10 protein-coding genes are annotated in these 14,252 nt (G+C 64.2%); 4 read left to right on the forward strand and 6 right to left on the reverse strand.

The genetic code is table 11. The features are described 5' to 3' along the window. Positions 1-6: 6 nt before the first annotated feature. Complete coding sequence (locus U5S82_11940; GenBank protein MDZ7752355.1) at positions 7-660, reverse strand: protein-L-isoaspartate O-methyltransferase; 654 nt, start codon at positions 658-660, stop codon at positions 7-9. Between the two features lie 270 nt (positions 661-930). Here U5S82_11940 and thiC point away from each other — a divergent pair, with 270 nt between their 5' ends. Then, complete coding sequence (gene thiC / locus U5S82_11945; GenBank protein ID MDZ7752356.1) at positions 931-2,820, forward strand: phosphomethylpyrimidine synthase ThiC; 1,890 nt, start codon at positions 931-933, stop codon at positions 2,818-2,820. A 67-nt stretch (positions 2,821-2,887) separates the two neighbouring features. Here thiC and U5S82_11950 read toward each other — a convergent pair whose 3' ends face one another. From U5S82_11950 to U5S82_11965, 4 genes are all read right to left on the reverse strand, one after another. Further along, positions 2,888-3,523 (reverse strand): class I SAM-dependent methyltransferase, encoded by a 636-nt coding sequence (locus tag U5S82_11950; GenBank protein MDZ7752357.1) that lies wholly within the window; start codon positions 3,521-3,523, stop codon positions 2,888-2,890. Beyond that, complete coding sequence (locus U5S82_11955; protein MDZ7752358.1) at positions 3,520-4,695, reverse strand: BtaA family protein; 1,176 nt, start codon at positions 4,693-4,695, stop codon at positions 3,520-3,522. The genes U5S82_11950 and U5S82_11955 overlap by 4 nt, the downstream gene beginning before the upstream one ends. Positions 4,696-4,733: 38 nt before the next feature. After that, a complete protein-coding gene (locus tag U5S82_11960) occupies positions 4,734-5,291 on the reverse strand; it encodes an NUDIX domain-containing protein (protein ID MDZ7752359.1) in 558 nt (185 codons plus the stop codon). 83 nt (positions 5,292-5,374) lie between these two features. Continuing rightward, positions 5,375-5,578 carry a DUF2892 domain-containing protein gene (locus tag U5S82_11965; protein MDZ7752360.1) on the reverse strand — a complete coding sequence of 68 codons (204 nt, stop codon included), beginning with the start codon at positions 5,576-5,578 and terminating at the stop codon, positions 5,375-5,377. Positions 5,579-5,812: 234 nt separating this feature from the next. Here U5S82_11965 and U5S82_11970 point away from each other — a divergent pair, with 234 nt between their 5' ends. The 3 genes from U5S82_11970 to U5S82_11980 all read left to right on the forward strand — a co-directional run bounded on the left by U5S82_11970 (position 5,813) and on the right by U5S82_11980 (position 11,679). After that, positions 5,813-6,508 carry a rhomboid family intramembrane serine protease gene (locus U5S82_11970; protein MDZ7752361.1) on the forward strand — a complete coding sequence of 232 codons (696 nt, stop codon included), beginning with the start codon at positions 5,813-5,815 and terminating at the stop codon, positions 6,506-6,508. Between the two features lie 364 nt (positions 6,509-6,872). Next, positions 6,873-9,911, forward strand: coding sequence for a cyclic nucleotide-binding domain-containing protein (locus U5S82_11975; GenBank protein MDZ7752362.1), 3,039 nt, complete (start codon positions 6,873-6,875; stop codon positions 9,909-9,911). Positions 9,912-10,647: 736 nt separating this feature from the next. Beyond that, a complete protein-coding gene (locus U5S82_11980; protein ID MDZ7752363.1) occupies positions 10,648-11,679 on the forward strand; it encodes a hypothetical protein in 1,032 nt (343 codons plus the stop codon). Between the two features lie 283 nt (positions 11,680-11,962). Here the strand turns inward: U5S82_11980 and katG are convergent, their stop codons facing one another. After that, the gene (gene katG / locus U5S82_11985; protein ID MDZ7752364.1) at positions 11,963-14,125 is read right to left on the reverse strand and encodes a catalase/peroxidase HPI; all 2,163 of its coding nucleotides are present in this window, start codon (positions 14,123-14,125) and stop codon (positions 11,963-11,965) included. Between the last annotated feature and the right edge of the window lie 127 nt (positions 14,126-14,252).

Genomic DNA, 14,252 nt, shown 5'->3' on the forward strand with positions numbered 1-14,252 from the left:
CATCTCCTAGAAATCGAATGGCTCGGGCTCGGCGAGTCCGGATACGGGGGGCAGTTCGGTATCGAACAGGCTGGTGGTGGACCAGTAATCGTCGGTCTCTCGTTGGTATCTCATGGCCTCCATCACCGGCGGCGTGCCCACCACGGCCACCAGGCGCCCGCCCAGGGTCAGGGAACGCAGCAGCGTATCGGGGACTTCCGTGAGAGAACCCGTCACCACGATGGCATCGAAAGGGGCGTGCTCGTCCCATCCCGCCAAGCCGTTGCCCACGCCGAGGGTGACATTGGCAATGCCCTGCTTCTCCAGGACTTGTGCCGCCGCCTTCGACAAGCCGGGGGATATCTCCATGCTGTAGACATGGCGGCACAGGCGCCCCAGCAGTGCCGTCAGATAGCCGCTGCCGGTACCCACCTCGAGCACCCGATCGGTGGCTTCGAGCAGGAGTTCCTGGGTCAGCCGGGCCGCCACCTTGGGCGGCATCATGAGCTGGCCGTCCGCCAGGGGCAGGGCGGCATCGGCGTAGGCGAGCATGCCGAAGGATGGCGGTACGAAGGCCTCCCGCGGCAACCCCTCCACCGCGTCGAGCACCCGCTGGTCCAGCACATCCCAGGGCCGAATCTGTTGTTCGACCATGTTGAAGCGAGCCTTCTGGTAGTTCATCGCGTATTCGTCATGTGGGCGTCATGTGGGCGTCATGTGGGCGTCGAGTGGTGGCAGGGAGTGGGGCTAATGCACGGAGAATATCCGTTTATCCCCCTGGTGGTCTGCTTGCATCCGAGCGTCCCATTATATAGCTTTGAAAAGTGAAAATGCATGGCTAGGCCTTGTTTTTTTTGAGGAATCTCCCCGCCTCGTTGCGACACCGGGCCGTCCTGGCCGCCTGTCCCAGCGGGAAACCGCATACTTATCGCGAGGTTAGACAATAGTCATATGAATGCTGTCCCTGAAGCGCTGACGCCGGGCAGGCAGGACCATACCGGCGGGTCCGTCACGCCCTTCCCGGGTTCCCGCAAGACCTATGTCCAGGGCGCGAGGCCGGATGTCCGCGTTCCCATGCGGGAAGTCGAACTCGCCGAGACCCCGACGAATTTCGGTGGCGAGGAGAACCCGCCCCTCTATCTCTACGATACATCCGGTCCCTACACGGATCCGGATACCGTCATCGATCTGCGCAAGGGGCTGGCCGATGTACGCAGTGGCTGGGTCGTGGCGAGGGGGGATACCGAGGTGCTGTCGGGCCTGAGTTCCCGCTACGGTCGCGAACGGGCGGCCGACCCGGCCCTCGACGCTCTGCGTTTCGAGCACATCAGGGCACCGCGCCGGGCCCGCGACGGCCGCCGCGTGACCCAGATGCACTATGCGCGCCGCGGCGACATCACGCCGGAGATGGAGTACGTGGCCTTGCGCGAGAACTGCCGCCTCCAGGAGATGCGCGCGGACCCCCGCTACGGCGCGCTGCTGCGCCAGCACGCCGGCCAGGGGCTGGGGGCCGCTATACCGGCGGAGATCACCCCGGAATTCGTGCGCGACGAGGTGGCGCGGGGACGGGCTATCATCCCCTCCAACATCAATCATCCGGAACTCGAGCCCATGATCATCGGGCGCAATTTCCGGGTGAAGGTCAACACCAATATCGGCAACTCCGCCGTCACCTCGTCCATCGACGAGGAGGTGGAGAAGCTGGTGTGGTCCTGCCGCTGGGGCGGTGACACCCTCATGGATCTCTCCACCGGCAGGAACATTCATGAGACCCGGGAATGGATCATCCGCAACAGCCCGGTACCCATCGGCACCGTGCCCATCTACCAGGCCCTGGAGAAAGTGGATGGCCGCCCGGAGGAACTCACCTGGGAGCTGATGCGGGACACCCTGGTGGAGCAGGCCGAGCAGGGGGTGGATTACTTCACCATCCACGCCGGCGTGCTGTTGCGCTACGTGCCCCTGACGGCCCAGCGCGTGACCGGCATCGTGTCCCGCGGCGGCTCCATCCTTGCCAAGTGGTGCCTGGCCCACCATCAGGAGAATTTCCTCTACACCCACTTCGATGAGATCTGCGAGATCATGGCGGCCTACGACGTGGCCTTCTCCCTGGGGGACGGCCTGCGCCCGGGTTCCATCGCGGATGCCAACGACGAGGCCCAGTTCTCGGAACTCAGGACCCTGGGGGAACTCACCAAGGTGGCTTGGGAGCATGACGTCCAGGTGATGATCGAAGGCCCGGGCCACGTGCCCATGCATCTCATCCGCGAGAACATGGACCGCGAGCTGACCGAGTGCTACGAGGCCCCCTTCTACACCCTGGGGCCGCTTACCACCGACATCGCCCCGGGTTACGATCACATCACCTCGGCCATCGGCGCCGCCCAGATCGGCTGGTATGGCACCGCCATGCTGTGCTACGTGACCCCCAAGGAGCACCTCGGCCTGCCCGATCTCCAGGACGTGAAGGAAGGCATCATCGCCTATCGCATCGCCGCCCACGCCGCCGATCTGGCCAAGGGGCATCCGGCGGCGCAGATCCGGGACAACGCCCTGTCCAAGGCGCGTTTCGAGTTTCGCTGGGAGGACCAGTTCAACCTCTCCCTGGACCCGGAACTCGCCCGTTCCTATCACGATGCCACCCTGCCCAAGGAGGCCCACAAGGTGGCCCATTTCTGCTCCATGTGCGGGCCCCACTTCTGTTCCATGAAGATCACCCAGGACGTGCGCGACTACGCCCGGGAACGGGGCCTCGGTGCCGACCAGGCGGTGGATGCCGGCATGCAGGAAAAGGCGGAGGAGTTCAAGGAGCAGGGGGTGGAGATCTACAAACCGGTGTGACGCCGCATCGTCGTGCGCCCCCCGCATTGGCGCCCGAGGGTGTCAACGGCCTGTGGCCGGGGCGCCGTCAACCCGCGCGCCCCAGATACGCGAAGTAGCTCCACAGGCCCGCGTACGCCGGCATCACCCGGCGCTCCACGGTGGTGAAATCCCGTTCCATGGCGGGTAGCAGCTGGCCCTCCATGCGCACGTGGTTCATCCCCATCCAGCGGCGAAAGCCCGCGTTGGGGCTGTGGTGGAAGTCCACTGCGGCAAGCAGCCCGCCGGGGGCCAGATCCGCCCGGGCCGCCTCCAGGGCCTCCGGCCAGCCCGGGTTGATCATGGACAGACAGTAGGAGAACAGCACCACATCGAAGGCCTGGTCCGGCGCCGCCAGGGGCCTGTCGTAGGCGGCCTCCGTCAGGGTGGCCGGGGCGCCGGCCCTGGCGAGGCGGCGTCTTGCGGTGGCCAGCATGGCGGCCGAGACGTCCACGCCCTGGAGATGGGCGGCCGGAAAGCGCCGGCCGAGGGCCAGCAGGTTGCGGCCGGTGCCGCATCCCACTTCGAGGATGTTCCGGGGTGCCGGTGCGTGGCGGGCGATGGCATCCACGAGGGCCGCGCGGCCGAACAGGAAGGCCCAGCGAGTGGCATCGTAGATGCGGGCGTGGAAGCGATAGTAACGCTGGAGCGCCGCCTCGTTGGCGGCGCGGGAGGTGCCGTTCACCGCACCACGGCCAGGTTGACGCTGCCGTAGGTACCCACCCGATCCTCCAGGTGCAGGGTCTGGGCGAGGTCCGGCCGGAAGGTCAGGGCCTCCCGTATCCCCTCGGGGATGAAGTCCACCCGATGGCTGGCCGAGCGCATGAGCACCCTGGCCCCGGGCCCGCCGTTGGCGAGGATGAGGCGCCATTCCTGTTCCAGGGCCATCGGATCATGACGGGCCAGCCAGTCCTGATGGTCGAGCAGGACATAATGACTGTAGGTGCCCGGCCGCCGGCGCAGGAAGTCCGTCACCGTGGTGGTGTGCACCCGTATCCGGTGCACATTGGCTCGCAGGGTATCGAAGTGTTCCCGCCGCAGATAGTTCGGGCAGCAGTCCGCGGTGTAGGAACCCGTCAGATAGACGCGCCAGAAGTAGTTGTCGTGGATCAAAACCTCGGTGAGCACATGCTTGAACTTGTCCCGAATATAGCCGACGAGCCCTCCCGGATACTCGTCCTTGATGAGCCGGATCTGGGGCCGCGGCACCCCCAGCATGGACATGATGAGGGGCTGATTCAGCAGCCAGCCATCGACGCGGCGCCACAGGCGCGGTTCCATGGCGGCATAGATGGCCCGTTGTTCCTCCAGGGTATCGGCCTGGATGAGGTCGTGGAGATGGGGTTTGAGCTGGCGGCGGGGTTGGAGCAGATAACGGGTGAGCAGCCACGCCACGGCTCCTGAAGTCCCCCGATAATAGAACGAGCCCTGGCGGCTGGCGGCGTCGAAATAGTCCACGTGGTGGTCCCAGAACCGCCGCGCCTCCGCCGGCAGACGGTGGCGGAGTTCGCCATAGACGCGCCGGTGCTCGGGGTGGTGGCCGTCACCGAAGAAGCGGAACAGGTCGTCGTGGCGGCCCCGTTCGATGAGGGCGATCTTCAACCACAGCAGCGCGTTCTGGCGGGGATTGACGTCCACGGCGTCGATGCTCGCGGAACGATCGAGGAGATAATCCAGGGCGTTGCAGCCGGCGCTGGTGAGCACCACGACGCGGCTCCGTTGGTCGAGCTCCAGGAGGCGTCGATCGATGCGCGGGTCCTCCCAGCAGGCGTTGTATATGAGATTGCGGGAATGGACGGTGCGGAATACCAGGTCGTGGGTACGCTGGGCCAGCTTGCGGGAGAGGGTCTTTACCATGGGGAGCGGCAGCCTCGTGGCCGGGAGAAAGGGCCCTGTCAGCCAAACAGTTCGCGGCGCAGTTTCTCCACGGCACCGGGAGTATGGCGCAGGTGATTCAAATAGTCTGACAACCCTTTGTTACGGAATCGTGTATCCGCGGCCAGGTCGAGAAACTGCCCGAGGCCCACGACGAAGGGCTGGATGCGTTCCCCGGGTTCCTGCTCCGGTGGCCGGACGCGGCGGCAGCGCCTGGCGATGAAATCGTGGCTCTGGTACTGGATGGTGCCGCCGCGATGGGTGGTGCGCCACGGGGTCCAGGTCTCGGCGGTCATCCCCAGTTCCTCCAGCAGTTCCCGGCGCGCCGTCTCCTCGGGACCATGATCCCGTTCCACGCGGCCGCCGGGAACGGATATGAATTCGCCGACGAAGGGTTGCTCCTCCATCAGCAGGATGATGCCGTCCTCGGGTGTGGTGGCGATGATCTGGACCGACGGCAGGCGGTGTATGGCCTCGAAGGTGGTGGTGGAGCCGTCGAACAGTTCCTGTTCCCATTGATAGACGTCGAACAGAATCCCCTGGAAGACCCGACGGGCGTGAGGGGGGATGGATGCCATGGCGTCGCGGGGTTACGGGCCGGCCGGTGGAGGGCGGGTGCGTGGAGGCGGACGGCCGGGTGACCGCCCGCCCGCCGCCGCCGTTAGCCGAAGGCCTGGCCGGATTTCTGACCGGTGGCCTTGAGGATCGCGGCCATGGGACAGAAACCCGTGAAGGCGGACTGCAGCAGGTTGAGCCCTACGAAGGCGGTGAAGTAGAGCCAGTAGGGGTGATGGACCTGTGACAGGACGACGGAAAGCAGCACCATGGTGCCGGCCACTGCGAGTACGATGCGTTCGATGGTCATTTGGGCAACCTCAGATTAATTGAAGATTAAAGATGCCTAATATTCTAATGTTGTCCCGTGAGATTATCACCTGTCCGGTGGCGGGGGAATCTCACGCCGAGGCATTGTCGGCACCCCAACCGGGGGTGGTACCTGCGTGTTGGACCGATATCGCGCGTGAAGGGTTTCGCGAAGGAGTTCATCATCGCCTCATTCATCGCCTCATGGTAATCCGCCAGCGGAGCAAAACACCTCGTGTTCCTGCCACTCTATGACGCCAACCCGCTGCGGGTCATCGCCTTTCAGCGTACGACCACCGCCCTCATCGTCCTGTGCACCCTGGTCTTTTTATACCAGAATCCGTCGGCCGGGATCGAAGGGCGGGCATTCGTGGTGGCCTACGGCATGGTGCCGGCGGTGTTGTTCGGTCACGCGGAACTGGCGTCCGAACTGGCTCGCGTGCCCGCCGGCGCCACCCTGCTCACGACCCTGTTCCTGCACGGGGATCTACCCCACCTGTTGGGCAACATGCTGTTCCTGTGGGTGTTCGGTGACAATGTGGAAGAGGCCATGGGGCACCTGCGGTTCCTGGCCTTCTATCTCCTGTGTGGAGTGCTCGCGGCCCTCGCCCATGGCCTGGCGGACCCCTATTCCATAAAGCCCCTCATCGGCGCCAGCGGCGCGGTGGCGGGGGTCATGGGCGCCTATGTGATGCTCCACCCGCGGGTCAGGATCCTGATCCTGGTGGTGGGCCGCCTGCCTCTGTATCTGCCTGCCTATCTCATCCTTGGCGCCTGGCTGCTGTTCCAACTGGTGATGCCCATGGCGGCCGGAGACGGCCATGCCGTGGCCTGGTGGGCCCACGTGGCGGGATTCATGGCGGGGGCGGTGCTGGTGATTACCTTTCGCCGCTCCGGCGTCGTGCTCTTCGACCGTGGTGTGCCCCATTGACAGCCGCGAACAATGCGAAACAAGGTACTGGAGTAGCGACGGCCAGTTGAGTAAAGTCGGGAGTCCTGGGTCACACTCCGGATTCAGCGTATTCAAGAGTCCCGGAAAGGGCGCCGAACAGGACATGCATGAGCCAAACCCGCTTCCCCACTTTCCCTTGTCCGGCTCGCCGTCCATGACAGGACTGCCGAAGGACCCGGGGTATCGGGCGGCGTCCCTGGAGGGTCTGGATGAGGGGCATTCACCCTATCATGAAGACGGTTCACGTTCTCCTGCGCCGTCCCGGCGGCTGCCGTGTCGCGGAGCGGACGGCGGTGCCGTAAGCCCTGTTCTGCCGCGACCCCGCCGTCCGTAGAAGGGAACCATGAGTCCCGAAATCGAAAAATACCAGCAGCGGCTGCGCGATCTCGTGCCGGTGGAGGGCCTGTCGCCCGCCCTCCAGGATGAGCTATTCGAACGCGCCGAGATCGTCGAATATCCCCAGGGCCGTTTCGTGTTCAGGGAAGGGGATACCGACGACTACAATTATTATCTGCTGGAAGGTGAACTGGAGATGTCCACCCACGGCACGGTGACCAATCGTTACGTCGGGGGCTCCGATACCTGCCGCTATCCCGTGGCACAGCTGAGACCGCGCAAGTTCTCGGCCCAGGTGGCCAAGCCGGCCATGGTATTTCGGGTCCATCGCCATCATCTGGATGAACTGCAGCGACGCCATGCCTCCGGCGGCGGCGTCATCCAGGTAGAGGAGGCCGCCGGCGGCGGCGACTGGATGAGCAGCATGCTCCAGTCGGAGCTGTTCTCGCGTATCCCCGCCACCAACCTCCAGCGCCTGTTTGCCGCGGTGGACTACATCGAGGTTCAGGCGGGCCAGGAAATCATCACCCAGGGGGACCCGGGGGACTTCTATTACATCATCCACCAGGGCACCTGCGATGTGCTGGTGGAGCCCAAGTCCGGGGGCAAGAAGGTGAGGGTGGCCACCCTCAAGCCCAATGACAGCTTCGGCGAGGAGGCCCTGGTCACCGACGCGGCGCGCAATGCCACCATCCGCATGACCAGCCCGGGGCAGCTGTTGCGCCTCGGTAAGAGTGACTTCCAGGCCCTCATCCGGGACGTGCTGCTGGAGTCTGTAAGCTTCGACAAGGCCGAGCGCATGGTGGCCGAGGGCGCCCGCTGGCTGGACGTGCGTTTCGTCGAGGACTTCGAGAAAGTCTCCATACCCGGTGCCCTGAACATCCCCTTCAACGTGCTGCGCCTGCGGCGGGAGGAACTGGACCCGGACACGCGCTATATCACCTACTGCAACAACGGCCTGCGCAGTTCGGTGGCGGCATTCCTGCTGATCCAGCGCGGCTTCGACGTCTGTTTCCTGGATCGGGGGTTGGAGAACAGTCCCCTGGCGGGGCGGCTGGCGGCGCAGAATGTCGACACGCCTACCGTGCCGGGGACCACGGCACTTGCTTCCGAAGCGCCCGCTGCGTCGGCCCCCGAGGTCGTAGCACCCTCCCCGGCAGCCCCCGCTGCCCCTACCAACGACAAGGCCCTGGAGCGTCTCAGGGAGGAACTCGAAAAGACTCGGACGCAGCTCGAACAGGCCGCGCATATGAAACGCGAGGCGGACGCCTCCAGGCGCGCCTTCGAGAAGATGGTGGAGCAGAAGTTCAACCTGGCGAAGCAGAAGATCAGGGACGAAGCGGGCAAGGCCGCCCATGCCAGGGAGGAGGCCGCACGCCTGGGTCGGGAACTGGAAGCGGCCCGCGGCGAGGCCGCGGAAGGGGACAAGCTGCGCCAGTTGGCGGAGGACCATGCCGCCCAGCTCGACGAACAGCGCAGCAGCCTGGAGGTCCGGTTCCAGGAAGACATGAAGGTCGCGCGTGCCGAATGGGACGAGAAGGAACACCGGCTCACGGCGGAGAGGGAGGCCCTGGAGCAGGAGTTGGAGCAGCTGCGGCAGGAACTCAACCATGCCCGCGAGCAGGCGGCGTCAGACCTCGAGGAGGTGGTGAGCCAGGCCCGTGAGGCCGCCGAGCAGGAACGGGCGTCCCGCGCGACGGAGCTGGCATCCCTCACGGAACAGCTCGCGACCGTGGACGTAGACAAGGCGCGCCTCGAGGAGGAACTGGAAGCTCTGCGCGGTCACAGCGCCGAAGCCGGGCGTCAGGTGGAGGACCTCACGCGCGAGCGGGACGAGGGCGCCACTGCCATGGCCGGGTTGCGTGACGAGGTCGAAAGCCTCCAAGAGGCACGGCAGGCCTTGGCCGAAGAACTGGAGTCCGCCAGGGCCCGGAACGCCGAGGATGCCTCTCAGTTGGACCGGCTCACGGAGGAACGGGACGCCGCCCACGAGCGCCTGGCGGCCCTCGAGGACGAACTGGCGGCCGAGCGTGCGTCACGGGACGAGGCGCAGGCGGCCCTGACTGGAGAGCGGGATACGGCCCGGCAACGAGTCGAGGAGTTGGAGCGGCAATTGGAGGCCCTGGGGCAGGAAAGGGACACGTCCGGGCAACGAGCCGAGGAGGCGCAACGGCAAATCGACGTCTTGCGGCAGGAACGGGAGGATGAGCAGCGCGTCCTGGCCACAGAGCGGGACGACGCCTGCCAGCGTGCGGAGGCGCTGGAAACGGAACTCGCCACTTTACGGGAGGAATTGGAGAAGGAGCAGGCCGCCGTTGCCGTCGCGCAGGATGCCCTGACCCGGGAACGGGATGAGCTGGCCGGGCGCGTGAAGACCCTTGAGGAATCCCTGGCCGCTGCCCGCGAAGGCGGCGATGCGGCGGCTCGGGACGCCGGCGAGCGGGCTCGGCAGGCCGAGGAGACATTGACCGAGGCCCGGAGCCAATGGGAAGAACAACGGGTCGCCCTGGAGTCCCAGCTGGCAGAGGCCAATGCCGTGATGGGCGAATTCGACAAGCTGCGGGAGGACATGGAGAGTGGCCGACGGGCGGTGCAGGAGGCGGCGGAACGCCAGGAGCAGGAACTCGACTCCCTGGAGCAGACCCTGCGGCGGGAGGCGGAAGAGGCCCTGGAAAACGAGCGGGCACGCCTGGAACGGGAATTCGACGAGCGTCTGGCCAAGACCAAGCAATCCTGGCAGGCGGACGTGGGGGTGGATACCGCCGGGGACGTGGCCGCCTTCATGGCCGGCGATGAACGAGTCGATCGGTTGGAGGCGGAACTCGCCACCAGCCGCGAAGAACTGGAACGGACGAAGGATGCCTTGAGGTCTGCAGAAGTGGCCCGGGAGGCCGCCGAGGAGCAGCTGCGCCAGACCCGCGAGGTGGTGCCCAGGAAGGAAGATCTGCCGGACGATCAGAACCGCCTCGTGGATCCGGCCAAGATCCGCGAACTCATGGAGCGCCGCCGCGAACTCCTGAAGCGCCAGTCCAAGGAGAAGGACTGAATAAACCCTTTATCTCCACCACTAAACACACGAAAGATACGAAATAAAAAGGTGGGACAGCTGGAGCGCCCAGATCGACCTCCAACGCCCAGGGGTCCGTCGGGTGCATCCTATACTTGGCGCTCGCCGCGAACGAAACATTCACCCAACGCCGGCGGGTGGTACCCACCCGGCGCGAGGTATGCGCGGCGGGTTTGATTGTCGGGATGAATCCCGACCTACAAAAAGCGTAACCGCGAAAGACGCAAAATGACGCGAAAAGGAAGAATGTCAGGGAGGAGTAGCAGTTTGAAAAGGCGCAGCGGAGCCAGCGTTGCGGCGTCAGCAGAGCGGACGCACGGGTGGTAATCTTTTCCCATTTCCCCTGGGAAGAAGGACAGAGGCGTAGGTTGGCTGCTCTTGGCAGTCGACGAGATTCGGCGGTTTGCGGGCACGGATGTCGGTTGCCGAGAGCAACCGACCTACAGCCGTGCCGCAGGAACAGGCGGTGTCTTCTCTTCGTAGGTCGGGCTGTAGGTCGGGCTTCAGCCCGACAGCGTGCGGGTGGTACCGACCCCGCGCGCGGTATGCGCGGCGGGTTTGAATGTCGGGATGAATCCCGACCTACATCCGTGCCCCGGGAACGAGCGGTGGGGGTATTTGTAGGTCGGGCTGTAGGTCGGGCTTCAGCCCGACAGGCGGCTTTGTCCATGGACATCATCAGACTCAAATCGATACTGAACTGATTGGTATGTGCATGAAGACCATGCGAGTAGCACGCCATCGTCCCGTGTTCCTGACTGTCCTGGCCGTGGTGTGCAGTGCCATGGCCGCCGCTTCGACCCTTGCCGGCGAGGTCGACAGCATAACCACCCGAAGGATCGCGCTCGACGACAGCGTGGAAGCCGTCAACGAGATTTTCAATGAGCGCCTGAGGGAAGGGGTAGAGAACGCTAATGCCAAGGACATCGAGAACACGGATGCCAGTGAGTTCTGCGACGAAGAGCGCCTGTACTCAGAACTCCGAAAAGGTGTCTTCCATTCCTTTATTCCCCAGTGGGGATTAAGGGGCTACGACTTGGACCTGCAACTGCGCGAATTGCTTTCCGAGCACAGTTATACCTTGTCCTTGAGAGATTCAGTTTATCGCGATATCGATTACATGGAGGGCTTTTCTCTCAATCTCAAGAAACTCAGTGACGTAATCAATGCCGATGGCCATTTGATCGGCACAGACAAGATTGGACATTTTTTCGCCGAGGGTTGGGCGTATTTCGAACGAACACGATATGAGGGTGAATCGATTGAAGACGCGATGAAATGGGGAAGACGACAAGAGGCCGGCACGTTCGGTTACACGACGACCGGCATCCATTCTTTTGCCGATCTGACGGCCAACTTCAATGGGTGGCGTTTCTGGAACGATATCCTGCGCACCCAGGATGATCCATTGAAAGGGCTTATAAGTAATTTTTTCGGTGACCCTTACGTAGAATGTGAAGTACAGCTTATCTCCTCATTAAAGCACCGAAAGATCGTAAAAGCATGGCGTTTGAACAAACGCTTCGATCTTTCGGAGTTCGTTGATGGAGCGTGGGACGAAGGAAACAACTGCAACAGTTACGCCGATCCGACCATCGAGGGAAAGGTCGATACCCGGGTCAGCGAAATTGCCCCCGGGTTGCGTTGTCCCGTGGAACCGATTGAATGCCTGAATGCGCGACGGAAATATGGGAAATTCGCCAAACACCTATTGCATCCCCGGTGCCTTACCATCACGAAAAAGTAAGCGTGTAAGACGACGCGGGCTCCGTCACATCGAAGCAATGGGGCGCGGAACGGATAGGGTAAAGGACAGACTGCCACGGCCGTAACCCGTCCTATCCGGTGCCGCACCTTTCATCTGGTGGTACCTCGATAGCGGACGAGGGATCGGCCTTGTGGATATCCGATATGGACGATAAAAAAAACGCCGTTTCAGCCTTGACTGAAACGGCGCCGGTGGGTTGCCCGCGGGCTCGGAGGGCGTTCAGGGCAGCGGTCGGCGGCTTCGGAGCACGGGTTTCATGGCGTCAAGCCAGGTCGAAGCGGTCGAGATTCATCACCTTGGTCCAGGCCGCCACGAAGTTGTTGACGAACTTTTCCTCGCCGTCCGCGGCGCCGTAGACCTCCGCCAGGGCACGCAGTTCGGAGTTGGAGCCGAAGATCAGGTCGACGCGGGTTGCGGTCCACTTCATCTCGCCTGTCTTGCGGTCCCGGCCCTCGAACAGGTTCTCGTCCTCGGAGGTGGCGGTCCAGGCGGTGTCCATATCCAGCAGGTTCACGAAGAAGTCGTTACTCAAGGTTTCCGGACGCTCCGTGAACACGCCGTGCGGGCTCTGGCCGGAGTTGGCGCCGAGGACACGCATGCCACCGACGAGGGCCGCCATCTCGGGCGGGGTCAAGGTCAGGAGCTGTGCCTTGTCCACCAGCAACTGCTCGGCCGGGCAGCCGTAGTGCTTCTTCTCATAGTTGCGAAAGCCGTCCGCGATGGGCTCCATGACCGCGAAGGAGTCGATATCGGTCTGCTCCCGGGAGGCATCCATGCGCCCCGGCGTGAACGGCACCGTCACGTCATGGCCGGCCTTCCTCGCCGCCTGCTCGACGCCCGCGCAGCCCGCCAGCACGATCAGGTCGGCCATGGATACCGTCTTTTCGAAGCCGCTTTGAATTCCTTCGAGGGTCTGCAGCACCTTTGCCAGCCGCGCGGGCTGGTTGGCCTCCCAGTCCTTCTGGGGTGCGAGCCGGATGCGGGCGCCGTTGGCACCGCCGCGCATGTCGGAGCCACGGAAGGTGGAGGCGGAGGCCCAGGCGGTGGAGACGAGATCGGCGACGGACAGACCGGAATCGAGGATCCGGGCCTTCAGGGCGGCGGCGTCCCCGTCGTCCATGGGCTCATGGTCCAGCGCCGGAATGGGGTCCTGCCAGATGAGTTCCTCGGCGGGGACCTCCGGGCCCAGGTAGCGGGGGCGCGGCCCCATGTCCCGGTGGGTCAGCTTGAACCAGGCGCGGGCGAAGGCGTCGGCGAACTCCTCCGGGTTGTCCCGGAAGTGTCGCGCGATGGGCTCATAGGCCGGGTCCATGCGCATGGACATGTCCGCGGTGGTCATGATGATCGGTCGCTTTTGCGCGGCGTCTTCGGCCGCCGGCGCCTGGTTGCTGTCGGTGGTCTCCTTCGGCGTCCACTGCCACGCCCCCGCCGGGCTCTTGGTCAGCTCCCACTCGTTGTCGAACAGCATCTCCAGATAGGTCATGTCCCACTTTGTCGGCGTCGGGGTCCAGGCGCCTTCGAGGCCGCTGCCTATCTGGTCGCCGCCTTTGCCGCTGCCGTGGCTGCTCTTCCAGCCGAGGCCCTGTTCCTCCATACCGGCGGCCTCGGGCTCCGGGCCCACCAGCGCGGCATCACCGGCACCATGGCACTTGCCGAAGGTGTGGCCGCCTGCGGTGAGGGCGACGGTCTCGTAATCGTTCATGGCCATGCGTGCGAAGGTCTCCCGCACGTCCCGGCCGGAGGCGACGGGGTCCGGCTCGCCGTTCGGTCCTTCCGGGTTCACGTAGATCAAGCCCATCTGCACGGCCGCCAGGGGGTTCTCCAGTTCGCGGTCGCCGGAGTAGCGCTTGTCATCCAGCCAGGTCTCCTCGGCGCCCCAGTAGATGTCTTTCTCGGGCTCCCAGACGTCCTCCCGACCGCCGGCGAAGCCGAAGGTCTTGAAGCCCATGGATTCGAGGGCCACGTTGCCGGCGAGGACCATGAGGTCGGCCCAGGATATGTGGCGGCCGTACTTCTGCTTGATGGGCCAGAGCAGGCGGCGTGCCTTGTCGAGGTTGACGTTATCGGGCCAGCTGTTTACCGGCGCGAGGCGCTGGTTGCCGGTCCCGGCGCCGCCGCGGCCGTCGTTGGTGCGGTAGGTGCCGGCACTGTGCCAGGCCATGCGGATGAAGAGGGGGCCGTAGTGGCCGTAGTCCGCCGGCCACCAATCCTGGGAATCGGTCATCAGGGCATGGAGGTCCTGCTTCACGGCGGCGAGGTCCAGTCCCTTGAAGGCCTCTGCGTAGTCGAAGTCTTCGCCCATGGGATTGGACTTCGATGAATGCTGCCGCAGGATCTCCAGGGGCAGACGGTTCGGCCACCATTCCTCGTTGGACTTGCCGCTGCCGGCGGCGTGGTTGAATGGGCATGTGCTGGCTTCGGACATCTTGTCACCTCCTAGGGTTCCAGTGGGTTTTTCCGTGTTACGGGTACAGGTATAGCTGTTCGGGTATGATTTATCTAATGAATTAAAACAAACATATCGATAGCCATAATCAATAACTCCCTGAACC

This window comes from Gammaproteobacteria bacterium (assembly GCA_034522055.1).
Classification (GTDB): Bacteria; Pseudomonadota; Gammaproteobacteria; order JAABTG01; family JAABTG01; genus JAABTG01.